The organism is Gordonia sp. LMA484, from assembly GCF_058129505.1.
In genome coordinates this window covers 4671939-4697339 of the sequence record NZ_CM176700.1, presented here as the reverse complement: position 1 = coordinate 4697339, position 25401 = coordinate 4671939, and the positions used below count along the sequence as shown (strand labels likewise).

The 25401-nt window shown below is 67.4% G+C and carries 26 protein-coding genes; 6 read left to right on the top strand and 20 right to left on the bottom strand.

Annotation, left to right across the window (positions count from 1 at the left end; genetic code table 11):
• Nucleotides 1–121 precede the first annotated feature (121 nt).
• The 4 genes from AC4AMJ_RS20880 to AC4AMJ_RS20865 all read right to left on the bottom strand — a co-directional run bounded on the left by AC4AMJ_RS20880 (nt 122) and on the right by AC4AMJ_RS20865 (nt 3613).
• The gene (locus tag AC4AMJ_RS20880; RefSeq protein WP_489899232.1) at nt 122–595 is read right to left on the bottom strand and encodes an SRPBCC family protein; all 474 of its coding nucleotides are present in this window, start codon (nt 593–595) and stop codon (nt 122–124) included.
• Nucleotides 596–697: 102 nt separating this feature from the next.
• The gene (locus AC4AMJ_RS20875) at nt 698–1126 is read right to left on the bottom strand and encodes a DUF350 domain-containing protein (RefSeq protein ID WP_489899233.1); all 429 of its coding nucleotides are present in this window, start codon (nt 1124–1126) and stop codon (nt 698–700) included.
• A gap of 124 nt (nt 1127–1250) precedes the next feature.
• On the bottom strand, nt 1251–2363 hold the full coding sequence (locus tag AC4AMJ_RS20870) for an acyl-CoA dehydrogenase family protein (RefSeq protein ID WP_489914417.1): 1113 nt from the start codon (nt 2361–2363) through the stop codon (nt 1251–1253).
• Between the two features lie 53 nt (nt 2364–2416).
• Nucleotides 2417–3613, bottom strand: a complete 1197-nt coding sequence (locus AC4AMJ_RS20865) for an acyl-CoA dehydrogenase family protein (RefSeq protein ID WP_489899235.1) — start codon at nt 3611–3613, stop codon at nt 2417–2419.
• A 171-nt stretch (nt 3614–3784) separates the two neighbouring features.
• Between AC4AMJ_RS20865 and AC4AMJ_RS20860 the strand changes: the two genes are divergently transcribed.
• Nucleotides 3785–4399, top strand: coding sequence for a TetR/AcrR family transcriptional regulator (locus AC4AMJ_RS20860; protein ID WP_489899236.1), 615 nt, complete (start codon nt 3785–3787; stop codon nt 4397–4399).
• A gap of 82 nt (nt 4400–4481) precedes the next feature.
• Here the strand turns inward: AC4AMJ_RS20860 and AC4AMJ_RS20855 are convergent, their stop codons facing one another.
• Nucleotides 4482–5738 carry an MFS transporter gene (locus tag AC4AMJ_RS20855; RefSeq protein ID WP_489914415.1) on the bottom strand — a complete coding sequence of 419 codons (1257 nt, stop codon included), beginning with the start codon at nt 5736–5738 and terminating at the stop codon, nt 4482–4484.
• Between the two features lie 193 nt (nt 5739–5931).
• On the opposite strand from AC4AMJ_RS20855, the gene AC4AMJ_RS20850 reads away from it, so the two are divergent.
• Both AC4AMJ_RS20850 and AC4AMJ_RS20845 read left to right on the top strand, forming a co-directional pair.
• Nucleotides 5932–6465, top strand: coding sequence for a TetR-like C-terminal domain-containing protein (locus tag AC4AMJ_RS20850; protein WP_489900740.1), 534 nt, complete (start codon nt 5932–5934; stop codon nt 6463–6465).
• A 9-nt stretch (nt 6466–6474) separates the two neighbouring features.
• A complete protein-coding gene (locus tag AC4AMJ_RS20845; RefSeq protein WP_489899238.1) occupies nt 6475–7884 on the top strand; it encodes an amidase in 1410 nt (469 codons plus the stop codon).
• Nucleotides 7885–7976: 92 nt separating this feature from the next.
• Here AC4AMJ_RS20845 and AC4AMJ_RS20840 read toward each other — a convergent pair whose 3' ends face one another.
• From AC4AMJ_RS20840 to AC4AMJ_RS20775, 14 genes are all read right to left on the bottom strand, one after another.
• Nucleotides 7977–9617, bottom strand: coding sequence for a solute symporter family protein (locus AC4AMJ_RS20840; protein WP_489899239.1), 1641 nt, complete (start codon nt 9615–9617; stop codon nt 7977–7979).
• The gene (locus AC4AMJ_RS20835; RefSeq protein ID WP_489914413.1) at nt 9614–9973 is read right to left on the bottom strand and encodes a DUF485 domain-containing protein; all 360 of its coding nucleotides are present in this window, start codon (nt 9971–9973) and stop codon (nt 9614–9616) included. The genes AC4AMJ_RS20840 and AC4AMJ_RS20835 overlap by 4 nt, the downstream gene beginning before the upstream one ends.
• Nucleotides 9974–10208: 235 nt before the next feature.
• A complete protein-coding gene (locus AC4AMJ_RS20830; RefSeq protein ID WP_489899241.1) occupies nt 10209–11951 on the bottom strand; it encodes a sodium/solute symporter in 1743 nt (580 codons plus the stop codon).
• 6 nt (nt 11952–11957) lie between these two features.
• Nucleotides 11958–12329 (bottom strand): hypothetical protein, encoded by a 372-nt coding sequence (locus AC4AMJ_RS20825; protein WP_489899242.1) that lies wholly within the window; start codon nt 12327–12329, stop codon nt 11958–11960.
• A 7-nt stretch (nt 12330–12336) separates the two neighbouring features.
• The gene (locus AC4AMJ_RS20820) at nt 12337–13125 is read right to left on the bottom strand and encodes a LytR/AlgR family response regulator transcription factor (protein ID WP_489914411.1); all 789 of its coding nucleotides are present in this window, start codon (nt 13123–13125) and stop codon (nt 12337–12339) included.
• Nucleotides 13126–13152: 27 nt separating this feature from the next.
• A complete protein-coding gene (locus tag AC4AMJ_RS20815; protein ID WP_489918479.1) occupies nt 13153–14385 on the bottom strand; it encodes a sensor histidine kinase in 1233 nt (410 codons plus the stop codon).
• Between the two features lie 140 nt (nt 14386–14525).
• Nucleotides 14526–16103, bottom strand: a complete 1578-nt coding sequence (locus tag AC4AMJ_RS20810; RefSeq protein WP_489899245.1) for a polyamine aminopropyltransferase — start codon at nt 16101–16103, stop codon at nt 14526–14528.
• Between the two features lie 15 nt (nt 16104–16118).
• A complete protein-coding gene (locus AC4AMJ_RS20805; RefSeq protein WP_489899246.1) occupies nt 16119–16544 on the bottom strand; it encodes a DUF350 domain-containing protein in 426 nt (141 codons plus the stop codon).
• Nucleotides 16545–16605: 61 nt separating this feature from the next.
• Entirely contained in the window at nt 16606–17178 is a 573-nt protein-coding gene (locus AC4AMJ_RS20800) for a DUF4247 domain-containing protein (RefSeq protein WP_489914409.1), read from the bottom strand.
• On the bottom strand, nt 17175–17729 hold the full coding sequence (locus AC4AMJ_RS20795; RefSeq protein WP_489899248.1) for a DUF2617 family protein: 555 nt from the start codon (nt 17727–17729) through the stop codon (nt 17175–17177). Before AC4AMJ_RS20795 ends, AC4AMJ_RS20800 begins: the two co-directional genes overlap by 4 nt.
• A complete protein-coding gene (locus AC4AMJ_RS20790; protein ID WP_489899249.1) occupies nt 17726–18358 on the bottom strand; it encodes a DUF4178 domain-containing protein in 633 nt (210 codons plus the stop codon). The genes AC4AMJ_RS20795 and AC4AMJ_RS20790 overlap by 4 nt, the downstream gene beginning before the upstream one ends.
• Nucleotides 18359–18491: 133 nt before the next feature.
• Nucleotides 18492–18965, bottom strand: a complete 474-nt coding sequence (locus AC4AMJ_RS20785; protein WP_489899250.1) for an Hsp20/alpha crystallin family protein — start codon at nt 18963–18965, stop codon at nt 18492–18494.
• Between the two features lie 101 nt (nt 18966–19066).
• A complete protein-coding gene (locus tag AC4AMJ_RS20780; protein WP_489914407.1) occupies nt 19067–19684 on the bottom strand; it encodes a response regulator in 618 nt (205 codons plus the stop codon).
• Complete coding sequence (locus AC4AMJ_RS20775) at nt 19681–20913, bottom strand: sensor histidine kinase (protein ID WP_489914405.1); 1233 nt, start codon at nt 20911–20913, stop codon at nt 19681–19683. The genes AC4AMJ_RS20780 and AC4AMJ_RS20775 overlap by 4 nt, the downstream gene beginning before the upstream one ends.
• 172 nt (nt 20914–21085) lie before the next feature.
• Between AC4AMJ_RS20775 and AC4AMJ_RS20770 the strand changes: the two genes are divergently transcribed.
• Complete coding sequence (locus AC4AMJ_RS20770) at nt 21086–22126, top strand: FtsX-like permease family protein (RefSeq protein WP_489914403.1); 1041 nt, start codon at nt 21086–21088, stop codon at nt 22124–22126.
• Between the two features lie 28 nt (nt 22127–22154).
• The gene (locus AC4AMJ_RS20765; RefSeq protein WP_489914401.1) at nt 22155–22889 is read left to right on the top strand and encodes an ABC transporter ATP-binding protein; all 735 of its coding nucleotides are present in this window, start codon (nt 22155–22157) and stop codon (nt 22887–22889) included.
• A 71-nt stretch (nt 22890–22960) separates the two neighbouring features.
• On the opposite strand, the gene AC4AMJ_RS20760 is transcribed toward AC4AMJ_RS20765, so the two are convergent.
• Nucleotides 22961–24139: a nitrate ABC transporter substrate-binding protein gene (locus tag AC4AMJ_RS20760; protein WP_489914399.1), complete on the bottom strand. Its 1179-nt coding sequence runs from the start codon at nt 24137–24139 to the stop codon at nt 22961–22963.
• A 297-nt stretch (nt 24140–24436) separates the two neighbouring features.
• On the opposite strand from AC4AMJ_RS20760, the gene AC4AMJ_RS20755 reads away from it, so the two are divergent.
• The gene (locus AC4AMJ_RS20755; RefSeq protein WP_489899257.1) at nt 24437–25216 is read left to right on the top strand and encodes an ABC transporter ATP-binding protein; all 780 of its coding nucleotides are present in this window, start codon (nt 24437–24439) and stop codon (nt 25214–25216) included.
• The last annotated feature ends 185 nt before the right edge of the window (nt 25217–25401 follow it).

Genomic DNA, 25401 nt, shown 5'->3' with positions numbered 1-25401 from the left:
CCACCGGGAGCGCGGGCTACCCGGCCCAGCCGAAGCGCGGGCGAGCTGCCTAGCGGGAGCGCGGGCGAGGTGACCAACGGGAGCAGCGACTACTCCACCAGCGGCAGCACCCGGCTGGGGATCAGGCGGCGCGCGACGCTCCCGCCTCGGCTGCCTTCTTGATCTTGCCCAGCGTCTCGGCCATGCCCAGCTTGAGCTCGACCTCGAAGTTCTCGGTGCCGCCCATGACCTTGTCGACCAGGAACGACGACACCTTGGTAGTGCCGTTGCCGACCTCACGCTTCTCGGTGACCTTCACCCCCGAGCCGGACGGTTCGATGGTGTAGCTCCACACCGTCCGGTTCTCCGTCACGCGGAATGCCAGCTCCTGCGCCGGGGCGAAGCGGACGACCTTGGCCGTGGTCGGCCAGACCAGCGGGCCGCGACGGTTGATGTTGATGGTTTTCGTGCCCAGGCCGACGGTGCCGCCGCGGATGATCATCTTCTTGCACTGCGGGCTCCACTCGCCCATCCGCTGCAGGTCCGAGATCACCGCCCATACGTCCTCCGCGGAGGCGTCGATGACGATGGATTCCTCGATCAGTGGCGCAGCCATGCGTGTTTCCCCTCGATGGTGTTCAACCTTCGAGGCACGACCCTAGGAGCTTATTGTCTCACCGTCAATAGCGGGTGAGGCTCGTCGGGGCGGGGTGGTGGCTCACAGCCCGATGGCCGCACCGATCACCGCGCCGACACCGATGAAGACCGCACCACAGATCCACCCCGCGGGGTGCTGATCGTCGTCGAGCAGGAGGGTCCCGAGTTTGCCGGGGGTGAGCCAGTCGATGAGGACGAACGACCACATCATCACCGCGATCGCGAGGACGACATAGGCCGCCGTGTAGAGCACTCCACGCCACAGTTCGAGAGCCATCGAGTCCCGGATGCCGGCGACGAGGACGATGGACAGTCCGATCACCTGGGCGGTGACCAGCATGACCGCGTTGCGGTTGTGTTCGAGCCAGATCAGGTTGCGCAGCCGCCCCGGCGTGACGAGGTCGAGGGCCAAGAACCCGACGACGAGGAGCACCACCCCGACGATGCTGTAGGCGGCGGCGTCGCCGAGGTTGTCGCGCAGCAGGTCCATCGAGGCTCCCGTCGGAATCGGCCCGCGGCGTCCGGCCGCATCGAAACACTCAGGCTCCTACCCTAATGCGCGGGTTGAGTGCCGCGCGGAAGGTAGGAGCCCGAGGGTTGCGAAGCGTGTCGGCTCAGCCGACCATGACCATCTCGTAGTCGCCGACCGAGCGCGCCAGCGCCGACAGGTGATCGGTGGCGTCACCGAGCGTGTGCGAGATGGCGGTGAGCCGGCTCAGGTAGTGGCCGACCGGGTATTCGGCGGTCATGCCGATACCGCCGTGCATCTGCACCGCTTCCTGACCGATCAGCCGGGCCGAGCGGCAGATCTGCAACTTCGCCCGCGACGCGATGATCGGGTCGCAGATGCCGTCGGCCAGTGCGGTCGTCGCGTACAGGCTCATGCTGCGGGCCAGCTCGAGCTGTGCGTACATGTCCGCGGCGCGCTGGGTGAGTGTCTGGAACTGCGACAGCGTCACGCCGAACTGCTTGCGGGTCTTCAGGTACTCGACGGTGAGGTCGAGCGAGCGTTCCATCGCTCCGACGGCCTCGGCGCACAGGGCGGTCTGGATGCCGACCTCGGCGTTGGCGATGACCTCGGATGCGTCGCCGCTGCCCAGGCGGGTGGCCACGGCATCGGAGAATTCGATCTGCGCGCCGCGACGACGATCGTGGGTGCGGTACGCGGTGCGGGTGACACCCTCGGCGTCGGCATCGACGACGAACAGGCCGACACCGTCGTCGGTGCGTGCCGACACGACCAGTTTGTCGGCACAATCACCGTGTCCGACAAGGACCTTGGTGCCATTGAGCTTGCCGTCGGTGGCGGTGGTGGCGACCTTTGCCCCCGGCCAGCGGTCGCCGGCCTCGAGGTGGGCGAACGCCATCAGCAGCTCACCCGAGGCGAGCCCGCCGAGAAGCTCTGCGCGGGTGTCGTCGTCACCGGTCGCGGCGACGAGCGATCCCGGCACGAGGACGGTGTCGAGGTAGGGCTCGGGTGCCAATGCGCGACCGATCTCGGTCATCACGCTGGTGAACTCCACCGGGCCGGCGCCCATGCCGCCGTCGTCCTCCGGGAAGGTCAGGCCGAGGATGCCGATGTCGGCCAACGACTTCCACACACCCTTGTCCCAGCCGAGTTCGGTGTCGGTGACGGCGCGCAGCGTCTCGATGTCGTACTTGCGGGTCAGCACCTCGCGGACGGTGTCCCGCAGCATCGTCTGTTCGTCGGTAAGTTCGAAATCCATGAAAAAGGTTCCCAGGTTCTTGTGTGTCGTGAAAGGTGATGAGGCGGTGGCTGTTACAGACCCAGCACGGCCTTGTCGATGATCTGGCGCTGAACCTCGGACGATCCGCCGTAGATGCTCACCTTGCGGTAGTTGAGGTAGGTCGGCACGGACATCTGCGCCCACTCCGGCGAGTCCACCTCGGCGGTCCCGTTGGCGGCGGACGCGTCGAGGCCGGCGACCGGCAGCGAGTTCGCGCCGGCGACGTCGGCGAGCAGTTCCATGGCATCCTGCTGCAACTGGCTGCCGCGCAGCTTCAGCAGCGACGAGGCCGGGTTCGGCTTACCGTCCGCCGACGACGCGGCGACCCGCAACTGGGTCATCTCGAGGGCGAGGAGATCGTTCTCCAACTCGGCCAGACGGGCCGCGAACAGGGGATCCTCCAGCAGCGTGCCGCCGGACGCGGTCGTGATCTGGCGCGCGAGTTCCTTCGCCTTGGCGAGCTTGGTCTTGGTGTAGCCGACGCGGGCGATGCCACTGCGCTCGTTGCCGAGCAGGAACTTGGCCTGGGTCCAGCCCTCGTTCTCGTTGCCGACGAGGTTCTCGACCGGCACCCGGACGTCGTTGAAGAAGACCTCGTTGACCTCGAAGCCGCCGTCGATGAGCTGGATCGGGCGCAGTTCCACGCCCGGTGTGTCCATCGGGAACAGCAGCATGCTGATGCCGGCCTGCTTCTTGGCGTCGGGATCGGTGCGCACGAGGCAGAAAATCCAGTCGGCGTACTGGCCGAGCGTGGTCCAGGTCTTCTGGCCGTTGACAACGTAGTGGTCGCCATCGCGGACCGCGCGGGTCTTCAGCGACGCGAGGTCAGAACCCGCTTCGGGCTCGGAGAAGCCCTGGCACCACCAGATGTCGAGGTTGGCGGTCTTTGCCAGGAAGCGTTCCTTCATCTCCGGCGAACCGAACTGCGCGATGACCGGACCGATCATGCCGACGTTGAACGCCAACATGTCCGGGACGTGCGCGAGGCTCATCTCCTCGCGGTAGATATGACTCTGGATCGGGGTCCAGTCCCGGCCGCCCCACTCGACCGGCCAGCCCGGGGTCGCGACGCCGTGCTCGTTGAGGATGCGGGTCGTGGTGACGAGGTCCTCGGGGAAGTTCAGCTTGCCGGCCTCCGATCGACGCCGGATGTCCTCGGGCACCTTCGCGAAGATCGTGCGCAGTTCCTCGCGGAACGCTTCTTCCTCGGGGCTGTATTTCAGCTGCATGTCTTCTGTCTTACTCCTGGTCAGGGGATGTGGGGTGAAGACGCGACACTCGGCGGGGCCAGGCGGTGCGTCGCTGACTAAGCGCTTGCTTAGTGATACTCTATCACTATGCCGCGCCCAGCGGCGCATGTCAATGTCATCGGGAATTCATGAGAAACGGAGGCCGGCGACGTGTCAGTCGTGGAACCGTCGACCCGCGCCGCCCAGGCGCGCTCACGGCTGTTGCGAGCCGCGGTGGAGGCGTTCGCGGCCAAGGGATTCGCCGCGACGACCACCCGCGACATCGCGACCGGAGCGCAGATGAGTCCGGCTGCGGTGTATGTGCATTTCCGGTCCAAGGAAGAGGTGCTCTACGAACTCTCCGACGCCGGGCACCGGGCGTTCCTGGAGTTGATCGACGATGCCGACGACCCCGCGCGGCCGCCCGCCGCGCGGCTCCGGGCCGTGATCGGCGCGTTGGCAGCCCACCATGCTCGGGATCACGTGTGGTCGAGGGTCGTCAACTACGAGTTGGACTCGCTGTCGGCGGAGCATCGTGAGGCCATCGCAGTCATGCGCCGTGAGGTCGCCCGGCGTGTGGGGGTGATCGTCGACGTCGGCGTCGCGAGCGGCGCCTTCGACGTCGACGACCCCCAGGCAACAACGACGCTGCTGCTGTCGATGGGGGTCGATGTGGCGCGCTGGTACCGGGAGTCAGGTGCGATGACGCCGGAGCAGATCGGTGAGTTCCAGGCGGACATGGCCGCGCGAATCGTCGGCGCGGGTGTGCAGGGGTCACCGACCTGATGCCGCTGCTGGTCCGTCCGGGGAGTTCTCGACGGCCGAGTTGCTCGCAGGCGAGTTGGTCGGGCCGGCGACGTGCGCGATCTCAGCGCCGCGCTGAGATCGCGCACTCGGACTCCGCCGGGACGGTCGTCGTCGAGCCGCTGCTTCGCGTCGACCGCCGACGGATGCCGGCGTTCGTGAGCGCGCCGACGACCGCCAGCACCAGGACGTAGGCCACATAGCCGAGGACCGTCTCCCGCAAACCGATGTGCGACACGATGATCCCGGCCACGACGGCGGGCAGGCTGAACGCGAGATAGCTCGCGACGAAGACCGACGAGAAGACCTGGCCTCGCTGCTGCGCGGGTGTGGCGGCGCTGATGCTGTCGAGTGCACCCAGGAATGTCGCCGCGAAACCGGCGCCCGCGATGACCGAACCGGCGACGTAGAGCGGCAACGCCTCGCCGAGTACCCCGGCCAGCGAGACGATTGCGCCACCGGCAAGGGCCGGGTAACCGAATGCGAGTTTGGTCGCCGCCGAACGCCCGGTGATCACGAGCGAGGTGACCGCGGCCGAGGCGAAGAACACGAACAGCAGGACTCCGGCCTCGGCGTGGTTGTCGACGCCGAACACACGCGCGACCACCGAGGAGCCGAGTGAGAGGTAAAGACCGCCCAGTGACCAGGTGGCGACCAGCGCCGGCACGGCCGCGAGGAACACACGTCGCACCTGTGCGGGCAGTCGCACCTGCGGGGCCAGGGTCGCGAACAGGTGACGTCGGGAGGTGAATCCGATCCGGTCCGAGGTCTCCGGGACCAGTAGCAGCGCGATCAGCAGGACCGCGAAGAGCGCGAGGATGACCTCGTACACCAGGAACCGCGGAGCCGGGGCGTACTCGACGAAGAGTCCGGCGATGGCGACGCCACCGGCCAGACCGATCGCCGGTGCGGCGCCGGTGATCGCGGAGCCCAGTCGCGGCGTCGGCTGCAGGTCGACGACCGTCGCGGTGAGCGTGCCCATCGCGGCGCCGGTGGCCAGACCCTGTAGTGCGCGGGCTGCCATCAGGACGCCGACGTCGTCGGCCGAGACGAACAACACCATGCTCGCGATCAGCAGGACCAGGGAGGCGGCGAGCACCGGTCGTCGTCCGATGTGGTCGGAGAGCGAGCCGACGGTCAGCAGGCTGACCAGCATCGTCGCGACGTAGATCGCGAAGACGGCGGTGAGGGTGAACGCCGAGAAACCCCACAGCTGCTGGTAGACGGGGTAGAGCGGTGAGGGTGCAGCGGAGGCGAAGAGGACCATCACGAAGGTTGCCGTGATCACCCAGAACGCGCGGTGCGGATGCAACCGAGTCATCGTCATCTCCTAAAGCAAAGACGTTTGCGTTAGATTGAACATAGCCACGGCTCTGCACAAAAGCAACTCGATTTGCAATAATGGTTGCATGAGTAGTTCCCACGCGGACGTCGGTACCGATCCCGGCACGACCGAGACCCGCACTTCCGCAGGGTCGTCCCGGTCGAAGCGCCCCGGCGGTCGCAGTGCACGGGTGCAGTCGGCGGTCTACGCCGCGGTCGGGCAGCTCGTCGGGGCCGGCCGGCGCGACACCATGACCATCCCGGAGGTCGCCGAACTCGCCGAGGTGAACCCGACGAGCATCTACCGCCGGTGGGGCACGATCGAGGCCTTGCTGGGCGAGGTGGCCGTCGCGGCGCTGACCCAGGGCGAATTTCTGCCCGACACCGGCGAACTCGCCGACGACCTCGCCGAGTGGTCGCGGATCATCGCCGCAGACATCGGTCGCCCGAAGCGTCGCGCGTACCTGCGCGCAATGGTGTTCGCGCGCAACGACGTCGTGGAGGAATGTCCGTGCTGGGAGATCCGCCGGCAGCAGGCCGAGGAGATGGTCGGCCGCGCGACCACACGCGAACAGGATGCGCCGACGGTCCGGCAGATCCTCGATCACGTCATCGCACCGCTCTATCACCATGCGGTCTTCGGCCTCGCCCTCGACGCCGCGTATGCGGAGGCTCTGGCGTCCGATGTCATGCGCATGACCGATCGGAGCGCCCGATCGCGCTAACCTCAGCGCATGAAGTACGTCCACGCGTTCGGTGACGACGTTCTCGGCGACCGCGACGGGGTGGGAATCGCGGGCGCGATCCGCGCCGGTGAGTTCTCCGCCGCCGAGGCGCTCGAGGCGGCGCTGGCCCGCATCGATTCCGTCAACCCGGCACTGAACGCCGTGGCGGTCGACGACCGGGACCGGGCCCGCAAGCGGGTCGCCGACGATACCTTTCCGGCGGGGTCGTTCGCGGGCGTGCCGTCGATCATCAAGAACAACACCCTGTTCGAAGGGCTGCCGGTGGGAAACGGTTCGGCGGCCATGCCGGATCTGACCGCCAAGGCCAACGAGCCGTTCACCGATCAGTTCCTCTCCACGGGCGTCAACATCGTCGGCGCCTCGACGCTGCCCGCGTTCGGTCTCACCGCCACCACCGAGTTCGTCGACCGTGAACCCACCCGAAACCCGTGGGACACCGACTTCTCGTCGGGTGCCTCGTCGGGCGGTGCCGCCGCGCTGGTCGCGTCGGGAGCGCTGCCGATCGCGCACGGCAACGACGGTGGCGGGTCGATCCGCATCCCGGCGGCCGCCTGCGGCCTGGTGGGGCTCAAGCCGTCTCGCGGCCGGGTCGCTCCGTCGCCGACCGGCCGCGTGCTCCCGATCGACATCATCTCCAACGGAGTCCTCAGCCGAACCGTCCGGGACACAGCGCATTTCATCGCCGACGCCGAGACGTTCCGGTCGCCGACCGACCTGCCGGCGGTCGGCCTCGTTGAGGGGCCCGGTGCGCGTCGCCTGCGCATCGGGATGATCGACTCGACGGTGACCGGGCAGGACATCGATGCCGACACCAGAGCCGCGCTCACTGCGTCGGCCGAGTTGCTCACCGGGCTCGGCCATCACGTCGAGGTGATCCCGGTACCCCTCGACGCCACCTTCGTTCGTCAGTTCACCGAATACTGGTCGATGCTCGCGGCATCGATGGACCACCTCGGAAGACTCCTGGTGGGCAAGGACTTCGATCGCGATGCGCTCGACCCGTTCACGCGCGGGCTATCGCGGCGCTACCTGCGTGCGTTCTGGCGAACCCCGTCGACGATCATCGGACTCAAGCGTGCGACCGCAACGCTACGTATGGTCTTCGACACCTTTGACCTGCTGATGACACCGACCCTCGCGCACACCACCCCCAGGATCGGATATCTCGACCCCGGAGGCGATTTCGACGAGATCTTCGAACGGCTGATCCACTACGTCGCCTTCACGCCGGCCAACAACACCTCGGGGACACCGGCAATCAGCCTGCCGATCGGCCAGACGTCGGACGGTCTGCCGTTGGGCATCCACTTCGCCGCCGACATCGGGCGCGAACGCACACTGCTCGAGCTGGCCTTCGAACTGGAGGCGGCGCAGCCCTTCGCGCGGATTCAGGACTGAGCAGTCGGCGCGACCTCGTTGTCGCGGATCCGTTTCGTTCCCGCTGCATCTATCGATGCAGCGGGAACGAAACGGGGGAGCGGGCAGCGAACCTAGTGCACGACAGCCTTTTCCGCGCCCACACCGGTCAGCGAGCGGACCTCCATCTCCGCATTGCGTTCCGGGGTTCCGGTATCCGCCGGTGATGTCAGCGTGCCGACGATGCCCAGGATGAAGCCGATGGGGATCGAGATGATGCCCGGGTTCGACAGCGGGAACCAGGCGAAGTCCGCGCCGGGGATCATCGCGGTCGCCGAACCGGAGACGGCCGGGGAGAAGATGATCAGCACGATCGTGGAGATCAGGCCACCATAGATGCTCCACAGTGCGCCACGGGTGTTGAACCGCTTCCAGTAGAGCGAGTACAGGATGGTCGGCAGGTTGGCCGCCGCGGCGATCGCGAAGGCCAGCGCCACCAGGAACGCGATGTTCTGGCCGTTGGCCAGGATGCCCAGGATGATGCCCATGATACCGAGCACCACCACGGTGTAGCGCGACACCCGAACCTGATCGTCCTCACTTGCCTTGCCCCGCTTGATCACCGAGCCGTAGATGTCGTGGGCGAAGGACGCCGATGCGGTGATGGCGAGGCCGGCGACGACGGCGAGGATGGTGGCGAACGCCACCGCGGAGATGATGCCCAGGAGCACCACGCCACCGAGTTCGAATGCCAGCAGCGGTGCGGCCGAGTTCTGCTTGCCCGCGGCGGCCATGATCTTGTCCGGCCCCACCAGGGCTGCGGCGCCGTAGCCGAGGATCAGGGTGAACAGGTAGAACGCGCCGATCAGGGCGATCGCCCAGACCACCGACTTGCGGGCTTCCTTGGCGGTCGGCACGGTGTAGAAGCGCATCAGCACATGCGGCAGGCCGGCGGTGCCGAGGACGAGCGCGACGGCCAGCGACAGGAAGTTGATCTGCGAGGTGAACGAGCCGCCGTACTGGGCACCCGGCGCGAGAACGTCACGGGCAGCGACCTTTTCATCCGCCGAGCCGGTGATGGCGTCCTGGGCCGAGCCGAGGATCGATGACAGGTTCATGCCGAACTTGGCGAGCACGATGAACGTCATCACCGCCGCGCCGGCGATCAGCAGCACCGCCTTGATGATCTGCACCCAGGTGGTGCCCTTCATGCCGCCGATGAGTACGTAGACGATCATCAGCGCGCCGACGATCGCGATCACGATCGACTGACCGACGCGGCCCTCGATGTCGAGGAGCAGCGCGACCAGGCCACCGGCACCGGCCATCTGCGCCAGCAGGTAGAACAGGGAGACCGCGAGGGTGGAGATCGCGGCGGCAAGTCGGACCGGCCGTTGCTTCAGACGGAAGCTCAGGACGTCGGCCATGGTGAATTTGCCGGTGTTGCGGAGCAATTCGGCCACCAGGAGCAGCGCCACCAGCCACGCGACCAGGAAGCCGATCGAGTACAGGAAGCCGTCGTAGCCGTAGACCGCGATGGCGCCGGCGATACCCAGGAAGCTCGCGGCGGACAGATAGTCGCCGGCGATCGCGATGCCGTTCTGTGGCCCGGTGAAGCCGCGGCCGCCGGTGAAGAAGTCGGCGGCCGACTTGTTGTTCTTGCTGGCGCGGATCACCACGTACATGGTGATCGCGACGAAGGCGACGAAGATCGAGATGTTGGCGACCGGATTGCCGACCGCGGCTGCCACGACGTAGGTCTGCGAGGAACTCATGCGACGACCTGCTCTTCCATCTCGTCACGGATCGCGGATGCGCGCGGATCGAGGTCACGGTTCGCGAACCGCACGTACATGCCGGTGATCACGAAGGTCGTGACGAATTGCAGCAGACCGAGGATCAGGCCGACGTTGATGTCGCCCCACACCTTGGTCGCCATGAAGTCGTGGGCGAACGCGCCGAGCAGCACGTAGATCGCGTACCAGATCAGGAAGAAGGCCGTCAGCGGGAAGACGAACCGCCGCAGCCGGGTACGGAGATCCTGGAACTCCGGACTTGCCTGTACCTCGAGAAACTGTGCGCCGGTCGGCGAGTGCGGCGCCGGGCCCGGTGGATGTTCGATCGTGGACACGCCTACCTCCTGATTGGTGTGTGATGCCTTGTGAATCAGAAGAGTATTGAGGTGCAGCTCACACCAGAATGGGGTGGCGTGGGTCACACGCCGAAGCCGGGCGACTCTGCGGTGGACGGTCGATGTGGCCCGACGAACGGTCCGGCGGTTCGGCTCGTCCCCGGGTATCGCCACATCCTCCACTGCACAGCCGGGGGATCTGGCAACACCCGGGGGAGGAACCGGAGGGGACGCGTCACTCTTTGGGCAGCCGCTCGATTCCCATGCCCAGCCGCTCCGGAACGTGCATCCGGGCGAAGGTTCGGGACAGGTCGGTGGGCAGGTGACGTTTCGTCGCCAGACTGACGACGATCATCGTCGCGAAGGCCAACGGCACGGTGACGGCGGCCGGATAGCCGATGATCTCCGCCGGCCAGCCGCCCAGGACCTCGGTGTCGACGACACCTGCGATGGCCAGGCTCGTGGCCACTCCCGACGACACGCCCCCGACGGCGAGGCCGGTGATCGCTCCCGCCGCCGTGAGTCCGCGCCACCAGATCCCGAGCACCAGCAGCGGGCACAGCGTCGACGCGGCGACCGCGAAGACCAGACCGACCGTGCGCGACAGTTCGAGCGACGAGGCCGCCAACGACAGTCCGATCGGTATCAGCCCGCCGATGAGCGCGGCGATGCGGAAGTCGCGGACGCGCCCACGCAACACGTCGGTGGCCAGTGCACCGGCCACACTCACCAGCAGTCCCGACGATGTCGCGAGGAAGGCGGCGATCGCGCCGGCGGCGACGAGCGCGGCGAGGATCTGCCCGACGAGGCCGCCGACGGCGGCGCTCGGCAGTAGCAGCACGGCGGCATCGGACGTCCCGGTGATCAGCAGTTGCGGCACATACAGTCGGGCGAGCACACCCAGCACCGTCGGGAACAGATAGAACAACGAGAGCAGGGCGATCACCGTCAGGGCTGTCCGACGTGCCGACCGTCCGTCGGGATTGGTGTAGAACCGCACGAGGACATGCGGCAGACCCATCGTGCCGAGGAAGGTCGCGACGATCAGCGAGAGCACCTCGAACAGCGGATGTGTGCCACCGAGGCCGCGGCCGGATGCGATCCAGTCCTCCCCGGTGGTCGGCGCGCCCTCGACAACCGGAGTCGCGGCGCCGGCCTCGAGGTGGATGACGGTTCCGGCCGCGAGGTCATGCTCACCCGTGGTGGGGATCGGCGCGGCGTCGACAGGATTCCCGTCGAGCACACCGGTGACCGAAAGCCCGCCCAGTTCGGTCACCGTCACGGTCACGTCGGTGGTGACGTCGACCGTCGTCGCATGGTCCACACGCGGGGGAACCGGGTCCCCCAGCGCCGACCGATCGCTCAGGAACACCCCGAGCAGCACGAGGGCCGGCACGGCGATGGCGGTGAGCTTGAGCCAATACTGGAATGCCTGCACGAAGGTGATCGATCGCATCCCGCCGCCGACCACGTTGACGATGACGATGGCGCCCACGGCCACCGCCCCGGTCCACACCGGTACGCCCAACAAGATGTGCAGGGTCAGGCCTGCGCCCTGTAGCTGGGGGATCAGGTAGAGCACACACACCACCACGACGACGGTCATCGCGGCCAGCCGGGCGCCGGATGAGTTCAGGCGGAACTCGGCGAAGTCTGGCACGGTGTAGGCGCCCGATCTGCGCAGCGGCGCGGCCACGAAGAGCAGCAGTCCCAGATAGCCCGCGGTGAAACCGACCGGATACCACAGGGCGTCGGCGCCGTACTTGGCGACGAGTCCGGCCACGCCGAGAAATGATGCGGCCGAGAGGTATTCACCCGAGATGGCGGCGGCGTTCCAGCGCGGGCCGACACTGCGCGACGCGACCAGGAAGTCTGACGTGGTGCGCGAGCGCCGACCTCCGTACGCCCCGACCGCGACGGTCGCGATGGCCGCCAGGGCCAGCGCGGTCGCGGTGAGGCCATCGACATCGGTGCTCATGAGTGCTCACGTGTCGTCATCGACGACTCCCAGGAAGTCGCGCTCGGCCTGCTCGGCGAGACGTACGTAGATGCGGCCGGTGGCGTAGAGCAGGGGATAGAGCGTCACCACCAGGATCACCCAGTTCAGTCGGATCCCGGCGACGCTCACAGTGGTCAGCCAGGGAAAGATGCTTCCGGTCAACGGGATGGCGACGATGATCGTGATCACGGCCAGGGCCAGCCGCAGGGCCAGACCGAGTTGTGCGCGCATCAGCCCCCGCACCAGTGCGTCGCCGACCTCGGTCTGCTCCTGGACCTCGACGCGTGTGCGCACCATCCGTGCCCCGCGCCGCTGGGACAGGATGACACGTTCGCGACGTGGTGTCTGATCACTCATGGTGGCATCAGGTGTCGGCGTCGGATCGGAACTGGCGCATCGGATCGCGGATGAGCAGGTCCTTGAGCTCGCGGAGTTGTCGTCGGCTGACCGGTAGTTCGACCGCCTCGGAAACGCCGTTCGCCCGGACACACACGACCGTCGTCGAACCGGATGACCGCAGTCCGGTGACCATCCGCAGCGCGACCAGGTACGAGCGATGCACCCTCCGGAAGCCGTGCTCCTGCCACCGGGCCTCCAACGTGGACAACGGTATCCGCACCAGGTGTGCACCGGATTCGGAGTGCAGCCGGGCATAGTCGCCGACCGCCTCCACCCAGGAGATCGTGTCTCGACGGACCAGTGAGGTCACCCCGGACAGTTCCACCGGGATCACCTCGTCGGAGCCGGTCGGTGTGGGCGTGGCGGCCTCGGGTGCTCGAGGGGCCGCTTCGCGGGAGGCGATGACGCGGGAGATGGCCCGCGCGAGACGCTGTTCACGCAGGGGCTTGAGCAGGTAGTCGACGGCACCGACGTCGAACGCATCGACGGCCTTGTCGTCGTGCGCGGTCACGAACACCACGCTCGGTGGATCCGAGTAGCGCGGCAGTACCCCGGCGAGTTCGAGGCCGCTGAAGCCCGGCATGTTGATGTCGAGGAAGATCGCGTCGATACGGCGTTCGTTGAGTTCCCGCAGCGCATGGGTTGCGTCACCGGCAGTGTGGACCTCGGTGACCTCGGGTTGTTTGCCGAGCAGGTACGCCAATTCGTCGAGCGCCGGCGGTTCGTCGTCGACGGCGAGGACCACCAGGGACATCGGCACCTCCTTCAACGGCCGCAGCACCTAGGCGCGAATCCCAGCTCGGAACTTCGGTACCCGCATGCCGACCCGGGTCCCCGCGCCGATCCCCGTATCGACCACTAGACCGTAATCGTTGCCGAATGCGGCTCGCAGCCGATGGTCGACATTCGTCAGTCCGACGTGGGCGCCCTCGGACTCGTTGCGTTCGGAGCGCTCCGGGGAGGAACTGCTCGTCGCGGGGTCCAGCGCGTCGATGTCGCCGGACCGCAGGAGTTCCGGGTCCATCCCGACCCCGTCGTCCTCGATGGTGATCACACAGTCGGCGCCCTCGTCGATCGCGGTGATGGAGACCGTGCCCCCGCCTTTTCCCGCCAGCCCGTGGCGGACCGCATTCTCCACCAGCGGTTGCAGTGCCAGAAACGGCACGACGACATTCAGGACCTCCGGCGACACCTGCAGTTTCACGGTCAGCGCGGGCCCGAAGCGGGCCCGTTCCAGGGTCAGGTAGCGGTCGATGTTGCGCAGTTCGTCGGCGAGCAGGGTGTACTCGCCGGCCGCCCGAAAGGAGTATCGGGTGAAGTCCGCGAAGTCGAGGATCAGTTCGCGGGCGCGATCGGGGTCGGTCCGGACAAACGACGCGATGGTGTTCAGCGCGTTGTAGATGAAGTGGGGGCTGATCTGCGCGCGGAGCGCCAGCACCTCGGCGCGGTCGAGCCGGGCGCGCGATGCCTCCAACTCCGCGAGTTCGATCTGACTCGACACGTAGCGGGCCACTTCGCCGACGGCGCCGAGCATGCCGGGGCCCGGCCGGGCTTTGGTGGCCACCACCAGCACCCCGACGCTGACGTCGTCGCCGACGAGCGGTTGCGCGATCAGCGCCCGAACGGGAGATTCGGTGCCGCAGGGGTCGTTGACCAGGAGCTGTCGCTGATCGGATTCCGCGGTCGTCGCCGCACGTGCGGAGGCGTCGACGAGTTCGTCGTCCCACAGCGGACCGTCGGCCGGTTCGTGTGCGAGGAGTGCGCCGTGTTCGTCATAGAGCGCAACGCCTTCCGCCGCGGTGAGTGCACGCAGATGCGGGAGGGCGTCGCGCGCGGAGTCGATGGACAGCCCGGCACGCAGGGAACGCGCAGCCTGCGAGGCGGTCTGCAGCGCGAAGTGCACCGCGCGTTCGGCGGGGGTCGCAACCACCCGCCGGGTGCGGACGAGGACGATCACCGCGACGATGATCAGCACGGCGACCACCGCGAGGGCGACGCCCAACCCACCGGACATGGATTCCACTCTGTCATCCTCTCGCGGTCGTGGTGCCGGCGATCGCGACATGACGGGAGTCGATCTGCCCGGCCATGCGGTCCACCGATCGCCGCGGTACCCGGATCGGCTGATCGGCCGCCCTACGACGAGCATGCAGTTCAGTACACCGACCACTCGCCCTGTGCGTACCGCAGAATCCGCGGGTCCATCAGTGTCGACGGCGGGAGGTCGAGCCGCGGGCGGTCGGCGGGGAACACTGCGGCGGAGGCGAGTTCGTCGGCGGTGAGAAAGCGTAGCGGTCCGGGCGCGTCGAGCCCGAGTGATGGTGGGGTGCGCCCGACCAGGAAGTACCCCCAATCGCCGAACGACGGCACGTCGACGTGATATGGGGTCGTCGCGAACCCCGCATCCCGCAGGGTGGAACCGATGCACCAGAAGGACTTCGGCGCGAAGTACGGGGAACCGGCCTGCACCACCGCGCGACCACCGTCGGAAAGGTGTGCCCGCACCAGCGAGTAGAACTCGGTCGAGTAGAGCTTCGCGGTGGCCGACTCGTCGGGATCGGGCATGTCGACGATGATCACGTCGAACAGCTCACGACTGCCGCGCAACCACGTGAACGCGTCGGCCGTGACCACCGTGCTGCGCGCGTCGGTCATGGAACCGCGGTTGAGCGACAGCAGCCGAGCGTCGGTGCGGGCCAGCCGGATCATCTCCGGATCGAGCTCGACCAGCGTGGCCGACGCATCGGGGTAGCGCAGCACCTCGCGCAGGGCCAGACCATCGCCGCCGCCCAGGATCAGCACCGAGGCATGTGGACCCGCCATCGCCGGGTGCACCAGCGACTCGTGGTAGCGGTACTCGTCGATCGAGGAGAACTGCAGGTCGCCGTTGAGGTAGAGCCGGGTGTCCGCGCCCACCGGAGTGCGCCGTTCGGTGATCACGATGTCCTGATACGGAGTGCGTTCGGCCGCCACGATCGGATCGCGGAACATGGCCTGCCGGGCCGTCACCTCGAACCGGCCCGCCAGCATCAGTCCACCGACCAGGACTCCGATGACGACGACGGACGCGACGCCGAGGACTGTCCGCCGAGCGCGTCCCAACTCACGGCGGAACACCACGAACACCAGGAAGCAGCCGGCCGCGGCGTTGACCAGCCCGACGATCAGTGCACCCTCGAGTTGACCGAACAGCGGTAGCAGCAGGAACGGGAAGCACAGCCCACCGATCAGTGCGCCGATGTAGTCGACGGCGAACATGTCCGCGACCGCGCTGCCGGCGTCCTGACGTCGGATTCGTTGGAGCAGCACCATCAACAGCGGAATCTCGGCGCCGATCAGCAACCCGAGTACGAACGCCACGACCACGAGTGCCGGTGTGTAGAGCGACAGATACGCGAAGGCGGCGTACAGGACCAGCACCGACAGCCCGCCGAGCAGTGCGAGCGCGAGTTCCACGGCGGCGAATGCGGTGATCGCCCGGGACTGGAGGGGTTTCGCGGCAAGCGAACCCACGCCCATCGCGAACACCATCACCGCGAGCACGATCGAGGCCTGGGTGGCGGTGTTGCCGATGAGGAACGAGCCGAGCGAGACGAGCGCCAGCTCATAGACGAGCCCGCATGCGGCGCAGACGAACACCACCGCGAGTAATCCGGCGCGCGCCCAGCGTGCCGGGCTCGCGACGCGGTCAGGGGACTGCGTCGACGGGGCGGACTCTTCGGTGGTCGTCACGATCGCGAGGGTGTGTCAGAGGATCGACACGGCGACGATGAGTGCGATGCCGATGTGGACCACACCATGCACCCACACCGCCGGGTGGCTGTCGGGATGGACCACCAACTCGCCCAGCTTGCCGGGCGTGAAGAGGTCGATGACGAGGAACATCACCGTCATGATGGCGATGCCGATGATGGTGTAGACGACCGTGTAGGTGAGGCCTTCCACCAGCCGGCCCTCACTGGCCACGATGGCGGCGGCGACGATGATGGCCACCGCGAAGGCATTGGAACCGACCAGAATTCCGGCATTGCGATTGCGGTCGGCCCACAGCAGGTGGCGGAGATTGCCGGGCGTCAGCGCATCGATCACCGCAAATCCCACGAGCATGAGGATCATGCCGGTGCCACCGTAGGCCGCTGCGGCGTAAGCGTTCTCGATCAGTCTCGTGAGCACGGTGTCTCCTCCGGTTCAGATGATGGTGCGCTTGCGATGTGCAGGTGGGCGGTGATCACGATCATTTGCCACCGCCACCGGATCCGCCGCCGCGATAGTTGCTGCCCGACCCACCGTAATTCGGTGTCGGAACCCAGAATCCGCCGACATAGGGGTGGTAGTGACGGTATCCGGATTGGTAATCGCGACTGAGCATGACACGCGTCGTGCCGGCCGCCAGCGGGAACAACCCGATCAGGTACTCCGGATACTGCAGGAACTGCGTCCCGGCGACGTTCGCCGTACCCGACGTGTCGCCGGCCCGTTGATCGGTCGGTTGCTCAACGTCATCGAGCTCGGCGGCCACCGAACTCGGTGTGCCTTGTGCGACATAAGCATCGACGTCGCTCTCGTCGAGCGATGGGTCTCGCTGATAGTGCGACGTGATGTAGTTGCGGGCGCTGGCATTGTCGCCGCCGAGACCGCGGACGGCCTTGACCGAGCACGACCCGACGATGGCCAGCAGCGCGACCACCACGATGACGCCGATGATGATGTTGCGGGTGCGGCGGATTCCGCGGCGTGGGTCCGGGGCGTTCGGGTCCGGGCCGAAGCCGGCCGGTGGGCCGAAACCCGGTGGGGGAGGACGCGTCATCGGCTCACCCGCGAGGACAGGTGCAACACGCTCGATGTCACGACGAGCTCGGCGCTCTGCGGGTAGGTGTGCCAGGTCTCCCAGCGGAGGACGTCGCAGGACGTGTGGTCGTCGGTGCCGACGTGGAGCTCACCGTTCGCCAGGACAGCGGTGACGGCCAGCGGGCGGCCGGGAAAGTGTCCGAGGATCGCGGGCGCGCCGACGGCACGGTGTGCCTCACAGCGCCGCGTCAACTCGCCGACCACATTCTGCATCTCGGTGCGATCGCAGGGCTCGATGCGGGAGGTGAACGTGTACCCCCGCTGCTCGAATCGTCCGGGCAGATGCCCGTCGAGTCCCGGCAGACAGGCGACGGTCTCGCACAGGCGATCGGCGCCGTCGTCGATCACCACCTGATGGCTTGCACCGAGCAGTCGCAGCGAGATCGTCCGGCCGCCGACGACCTGGTCACAGCGGGCCAGCGCCTGCTGCAGGCCGGCGTGGAGGGAGAACCCGAGTTGTCGTGCGCTCGTGTCGGCGTAGGGCACCTGCAGCCGGGTCTGGGCGGTCACTGTCCCGGCGTGGGGTCGCTCGGGTAGATGCGGTACTCGCTGCGCGCGATCACCTCGCCGCGAGCGCATTCCCAGCCGGAACCGAAGTCCTCGAAGGACAGTCGCTCGGTGCCGGCCTCGTAGTCGTGGTACCGCATCGAGCCGTTCGCGGCGAGGCCGGTAGTTCCGGCGGAGGTGAACCGGGCGCCGCCTGATTCGTCGAAGGTGTAGCGACGTCCGTCGAGTTCGACGGTGGATGGCCCGGGGCTCAGGGTCACACCGGTGAGCTCGTGCCAGAGGACGACTTCCAGATCCGGGTCGTCTTCGACGGAGATCCATGCCTTGCGGCCGGTGCCGGTGTCGAGAAAGTTCTCGCTCCAGACGTAACCGTCCTGGGCCAGACGCAGCGTGCCCCGGACCGCGTAGGTCTCACCACGCAGGTCCACCAGGTCGCCGGGCTTGAGCGCGCGCGGATCGCCGCGAACGGCGTCGTCGTCGGCAGTGGAGAACGGGTCGCCCGGGCGGTAGGCGCGCTGACGCAACGCGTCGGCCTCGGCTTGCCGGAGCTTGCGATTGCCCAGGAAGTTGAACACCACGACGACCGCGATGATCAACAGCAACGCCACGATGATGATCAGCAGGATCTCCACGCGCCCGACCCTATCGGTCCGGGCGCAACTCCGACATACCTGGCGTCGATGAGGTGAATGACCAGCGCCGACCGGCGCGACATACCGGCGGTCACCCGCCTGGTACGGGCGACCGCCGGTGTGATCGGTGTGCTCAGTTCTCGGTGATCTCGATCGACCGCGGCTTGGCCGGGGAGGCCTTCGCCAGGTTCAGGCGGAGGACGCCGTCGGCGAGTCCGGCCTCGACCTTGTCGGCGTCGACCTCGCCGGGCAGCGACACCCGGTAGTCGAACCTGCCGGTGCGGCGCGTCTGATGACGTACCTCGCCCTTGCGCTCGACCTCGGTGGTCTCGCCGTGCAGATGGACGACGCCCCCGTCGAGCTCGACGTGGATGTCCTCGCGCTTGATGCCCGGGAGCTCGGCCTCGAGGACATATGCCTCGTCGGTCTCCTCGATCGTCACCGCCGGGGTCCACCCGCGCATCGGCTCGACGCCGGCGAATGCGGCATCCACCAACTCGTTGAAACGTGAACCGAACTCGGCGAGCTCGCGACCCCGGGCGTCGTCGAAGACGCGGAAGGGACTCCAGAACGCGATGTCGGATGCACGTCGTGCAGGAAGTGCCATGGTTCCAACCTCCTTGTTTGGGAACAGCGTGTTTGACACTAAGTTGAGCGCAGCACACTCAACTTTTATTCCGGCGAATCCGGCATGGATCGGTGCTGGGTTCAGATCATCCCGCGACGTCGCGCCTCGGCGACCACCCGAGTGCGACTGTCCACCCCGAGCTTGTCGAAGATGTGCACCAGGTGCGATTTCACGGTGGCCTCGGAGATCGTCAGCGCCCGGGCGATGTCACGGTTCGAATCGCCCTCGGCGAGGTGGCCCACGATCTCCAGTTCGCGCCGGGTCAGCGATGTGTCCGGCGATTGCATCCGCCCCAGGAGCCGAGCGGCAACCGGTGGCGCGAGGACGGTCTCGCCGTCGGCCGCGGCCCGGATGGCGCGAATGAGATCGTCGGGGTCGGCGTCCTTGAGCAGGTATCCGATGGCACCGGCCCGGATCGACCGCAGAATGTCGGTGTCGGTCTCGAATGTGGTCAGAACCAGCACCTGCGGCGGATCGGGCAGCGCCCGGATCGCCTCGGTGGCGCCGACGCCGTCTTCGTCAGCGCCCAACCGCAGATCCATGAGCACGACGTCGACACTCCCGCCGGCCGCCGCGGACACCGCATCGGCGGCAGTGCCCGCCTCCGCGCACACCTCGATCCCGGCGGCCGGTGCGAGGACTGCACGCAGGCCGGCACGAACGACGGGATGGTCGTCGACCAGCAACACCGAGATCATCGGCCTGCCGCCCCCGCGCTGGTGCCCTCGCCGATCGGCACCGTGGCACGTACCGCGGTCCCGGCGCCCGGATCGGACTCGACGATCACCTCTCCGCCGATGTCGGCGATACGCCCACGCATCGCCGCGAGCCCGTAGCCGGAACCGTCGGGTCGCACCGCGACCGTCGATGGATCGAACCCCTCGCCATCGTCGACCACGTCGATGCTGACCTCGTCATCGTGATAGGTCAGCGTCACGGTCGCCGACCTGGCTCCGGAATGCCTGCGCGCATTGGCCAGGGCCTCTTGTGCAGCCCGCAGGAGTGCGAGTCGCGCGTCGGGGGAGAGCTCGCGGCGGATGCCGTGCTCGGAGAATGCGGTCGGCATCCCGAGGGCGGATGTGTCCTGGGCGAGCATGCCCAGCGTGTGGGGCAGGTCGTTCTCGTCGACCGCGGGCGATGTCAGCCCGAGCACGAGGCGACGGGTTTCGGCGAGTGCCGACGAGGCGATCTCGAGGGCGGTACGCAGCTGGGTCGTGTGGTCCGACGCGCCGGTGGTGCGCAGCGCCGCCCGCAGCAGCATGATGACAGTGGCCAGGCTCTGTCCGACGGTGTCATGGATCTCGCGGGCGACGCGCTCCCGCTCGGCCAGGCGCCCGGCCTCGCGTTCCCGCTCGGCCAGTGCCTCCTGCGCGCTGGTGAGCTCGTCGAGAAGGCGACGTCGTTCCTCCGACTGCGCGCGCATGCGCTGATAGATCTCGGTCATCGCCGCTGCGCAACCGACCCCGATCACCGGGCCGATCACTGCGCCGCTGACCCAGCTGCCCTGGTGGGACTCGAAACCGACGGCCGAAGCCAGCGCGATACCGATCTCGATGAGGATCGCCGCCCGGACCGGAAACAGGTGCCATACCAGCAGGGCGAGCAGGAACGCCAGCCATACGAATTCGCCGGAGATCGCGAGCAGACCGAGCCAGATCACCACCAACCCGGCGAGCCAGAGTTGGGCCACGGGACCGGCCCGTCGGGAGACCCACACCGCCCCGGCGCAGTACCACGCAGCGATGCCGATCGCACCCAGAATCGGCGGCCACGGAGTCGACGACGCGAGCGATGCTCGGACCGTGCCGAGGAGAAGCAGGATCGCAAACAGGATGTGTCCGGCCGTCAGCACGTAACCGTCGGCGGGCGCGGATTCGCCGCGCGGCGGCTTCCTGACGGTGCCATCGCGATCGGAGATCAGGTCCACGACCCCGAGTATCCCGGGCGCGCGCGGTCACCGCCTCCAACTTTCGATGGACCTTCCTCTCGTACGAACGATTCGCGCGAACCCGTCGGTACATCGATGCGGCTTGGCCGCCGACGGCGAAGGCTGGACAGCAGGTCGGCTCGGGCGACAGTGGCGACGAAAGGACGACAGAGTGTTCATCGGATTCCGTGACATCAGATTTGCGCGAGGACGGTTCGCGTTGATCTGTGCCGTCATCACCATGATGACCTTGATGGTGGTGGCGCTCTCCGCATTGACGAGTGGCCTGCAGGGCCAATCCATCTCGGCGATCATGCGATTGCCGGGCGAGAGTCTCGTACTCGCCTCACCTGGCGCAGGCCAGGAGCCGTCGCTGTCTCAGAGCGACCTGCCGCAGCCCACCGTGCGTCAGATCGTCGACGAAAGTAAGGGTGACGCAGCCGAACTGGGTGTCGCCGCGACGCGGCTCTCCCATGACGGGGTGGCGGTCGGCATCTCGGTGTTCGGTGCCGACGCGCGACTCATGCCGGCGGCGGACGCAGGAGTGCTGCCCGGCCCGGGCGAGGTGATGCTCGCACCGAAGCAGGCCGCCGAGTTGGGCGTGGCCATCGGTGATCGGATCGCGGTGGGTACGACTGCACTCCGCGTCGCCGGGTTCGCGACGACCGGGCACTACGCGCACACGCCCGTCGCCTATACGACCATCGGGACGTGGCGCGAACTCACGCACGGACGGTATGCGAGTGCGGTGGTGTTGTGGCGTGGTCCGGCGTCGGTGGCGGGGACCGCCGCTCTGCCCATGTCTTCCGCGGCAGACGCCGTGCCGGGCTACGGTTCCGAACGCGGCTCGCTGGTGGCCATGCAGCTGATGCTGCTGATCATCTCGGCCCTCGTCGTCGGCGCGTTCTTCGCGGTGTGGACTATCCAGCGGCTGCGGGATCTGGCCATCATCCGGGCGATGGGAGCGAGCCGTGCCTACCTGCTGCGCGACGGTCTCGGGCAGGCGGCGCTGGTACTGGTCGCCGGTGAGACCCTCGGGACGCTGCTGGGTCTGGCGCTGGTCACCGCCGTCTCCGGGTCCGTGCCGGTGTCCGTGAGCGCAGCGGTCGTCGCCATGCCCGTGGGTGCGCTCACTGTTCTCGGCACCCTCGGGGCGCTACTCGCCGTGCGCCGCGTCACCGCGGTCGATCCTCTTGTCGCCTTGGCCCGATGACGGATTCCGAACAACAGAGAGTGAGCAGATGAGCCTGTCCTTGACCCATGTGATGTTGAGCTATCCCGATGGTCGCGAGCGTGTCCAGGTCCTCGACGACGTCTCCGTGGCGGTCGCCGACGGGACCATGGTCGCGATCACCGGCCCCTCCGGATCGGGGAAGACCAGCCTGCTCGCGGTCGCGGGCGCCTTGGTGACGCCCGATGGCGGGGGTGTCTGGATCGACGACATCAACGTGTCGGTGCTCTCGGACGCCGAACGGGCCGAGGCCCGCCGCGAGCGGATCGGCTTCGTGTTCCAGCAGGACAACCTGCTGCCCGCGCTGACCGCCGTTGAGCAGGTCATGCTGGCGGCCGAGATTCGCGGCAACGGACGGGGGAGACGTCGGCGCGGAGCACGGCGTGGACATCGACGAGAGGCGATGGAGTTGCTCGACGAGGTCGGACTGTTGGATACCGCGCACCGGCGGCCCCACGAGATGTCGGGCGGGATGCGGCAGCGGGTCAATATCGCACGCGCGCTGATGGGTTCGCCGTCGGTGCTGTTGATCGATGAGCCGACCTCGGCTCTCGACACCGACCGGGGCCGAGCCGTCATGGAGCTCATCGCCGGGCTCGTGCGCCGCCGCGATCTCGCGGCCATCCTCGTCAGCCACGACCTGGAGGTGCTCACCCCGAACCGCGGCGTGGACACCGTCGTGTCCCTCCGTGACGGACGGATCACCCCGGCCCTTCAAGCCCACTCGCGATCACCGGTTCGTTGACCTCGCCGGACAAGCGTGTGCCCGGGTCGCCAACTCTCGGTTGGTGACCCGGGCACTAGCGTCAGTGCGTGTCAGCGCACCTGATCACTGATGAACTGGCTGCTGAACAACTGGTCCGCCGGCAACTGGGCGGGCAGGTTCGCACCGTCGGCGTTCAGGATCGGCACCAGGTCGCTGACGATCTTCTGCGACTTGGCCGGGTCGTAGCTGCCCCACACGCCGTCGGCGCCGGGCGCGATCACGGCCTTGTCCTTCAGCAGTGTCGCCGAGTAGGCGGCCTCGCCGGCGCTGTAGGGGGTGAAGCTCACGTCTTGCGACACCCAATCGACGATGGTCGCGTTGATGGCATCCGGTGAGTTCACGTAGTCCTTGCCGGTCTGCTGGATCATCGGGACGAGCTTCTCCAGGCAGGGCGAGAGTGTCTGCAGCTTGTCGGCGCGTACCGAGACGTTGGAAGCGTAGACGTCGTAGCCGGCGTCCTTCACCATCTCGTAGGCGATCGGCTTGTTCCACGACGGTGTCTCGTGCTCGTAGGTGTAGGGCTCGGAGTTCGCGAAGCCCTGCTGCGAGATGGACGGGTCGCCGACGAAGCGGGCGGGCGCGCCGTCGTAACCGGTGTCGAGCTGGCTCTTCTTGAGCAGCCCCTTCGCGACGAGCCACTGCGGGAAGATCTGATCCTTGCTCACCACGACCGTCTCGTCGGTCTTGCCGATGTCGGCGATCGTCTTCTGATCCGGGTGGGTCGTCGGGTCCCACATGAGGATGGTCGGGTTGTACTGCAGCAGCGGCGTCACGCCGACGACCCGCTGGTCCTTGGCCGCGGCGATCAACTGATCGCCGTGCACCAACCCGAGATCGATGGAGTCGTCGGCGTACATCGCCGACGGCACGGACTGGAAGCCGATCGCCGGGCCGCCCGCCCTGAGTGTGATGTCGACGCCGGTGTCCTTGCCGTCGAAGGCCAGTGGGCCGGTGACCGACTTCTTGTCGGTGTCCACCTGATAACCCGGGCCCAGCAGGCCGATGACGCCGGCCATGTCCGACTGCGGCTGCCATTGGAGCTGGACGTTGACGTTCTGCGGACAGACGTCGGCGAGGTTGTACTCGGCGGGGGCGGGCGGCAGGCTCGACGCCGCCGAGGTGTCCGACTCGGAGTCGCCGCAGGCGGCGAGGGTCGCGGCGCAGATGGCCGCGGCCGCGACGGCCATCACGCGTGTTCGGCGGGCGGCGAGCAATGGACGTTTGGTCATGGGAGCTCCTGAGAGGCCGATGGAATGTCGCAGTCACTGCGATCTACATGTAAACGTAGAGGCCTCCCGGCTTCGGTGCCAAGTCGCTACATGCACGCTGGAGATCTGCGGATCGCTTGTGGTCGGCACTGTATTTCCAGCTAGAACAGCATTTATTCGCTGGTTGAACCTGCCGCAGCCGGCGCCTTCGTCATCCATTGTTTACACGCGGACACAACAGCGCAATACATGTAACGAATAGTGAGACAGGACAGATGGAAGACCATCTACATGTACTTCCGACTTGGGGATGTGTTCATGAGCCTTTTCGACACGATGAATGACGCCGACGCGCGTCACCTGACCAAGGGCATCGTCATCTCGGTGTCCGGCGTCGCCAAGCAGTTCGACTCCGGAACCCGGGCGCTCGACGGCATCGACCTCGACATCGCCGACGGGGACTTCGTCGCGATCGTCGGCCCATCCGGCTGTGGCAAGTCCACCCTGCTGCGTATGGCGGCGGGCCTCGAGCGGCCCACCGAGGGCAGCGTCGCACTGTCGACGGACTCGGTCGGCTTCATCTTCCAGGAGCCGACCCTGCTGGGCTGGCGGTCGGTGCGCGCCAACGTCGAGCTGTGCGCCGAGATCGCACGACTACCCAAGGGCGAGAGGCGGTCTCGGGCGCAGAAAGCCATTGACGCGGTCGGGTTGACCGGGTTCGAATCGCAGCTGCCACGCATGCTGTCGGGTGGTATGAAGATGCGCGCCTCCCTGGCCCGCACCCTGACCTCCGAGCCGCAGGTGATGCTGCTCGACGAACCGTTCGGCGCGCTCGACGAGATGACCCGCCTGGACATGCAGACCGAACTGCAGCGGCTCTACGCCGAGCGGAAGTTCACCGGGATGTTCATCACGCACTCGGTCTCCGAAGCGGTGTTCCTGGCCAATCGCGTGATCGTGATGTCGGCGCGGCCGGGACGGGTCGTCGCCGACGTCGCGATCGACTTCCCCTACCCGCGCGATCCCGATCTGCGCTACGACCCACGATTCACCGACCATGTCGCCGAGATCTCCGAGACCCTGCGAGGCGCACGATGACCGCTGCAACAACCACCACCGCGATCACCACCGACCAGACCGGGACGCCGCCGTCGCTGCCGGTGGACACCGTCACGCCGGCTCGGTCCTCCGGTCCGCAGACGAGTCCACGCGTCCGCCGGTCGTTCCTCGCCCCGATCGTCCGCTACGGCCTGCCGCCCGCGCTGTCGTTCGCCGTCGGAATC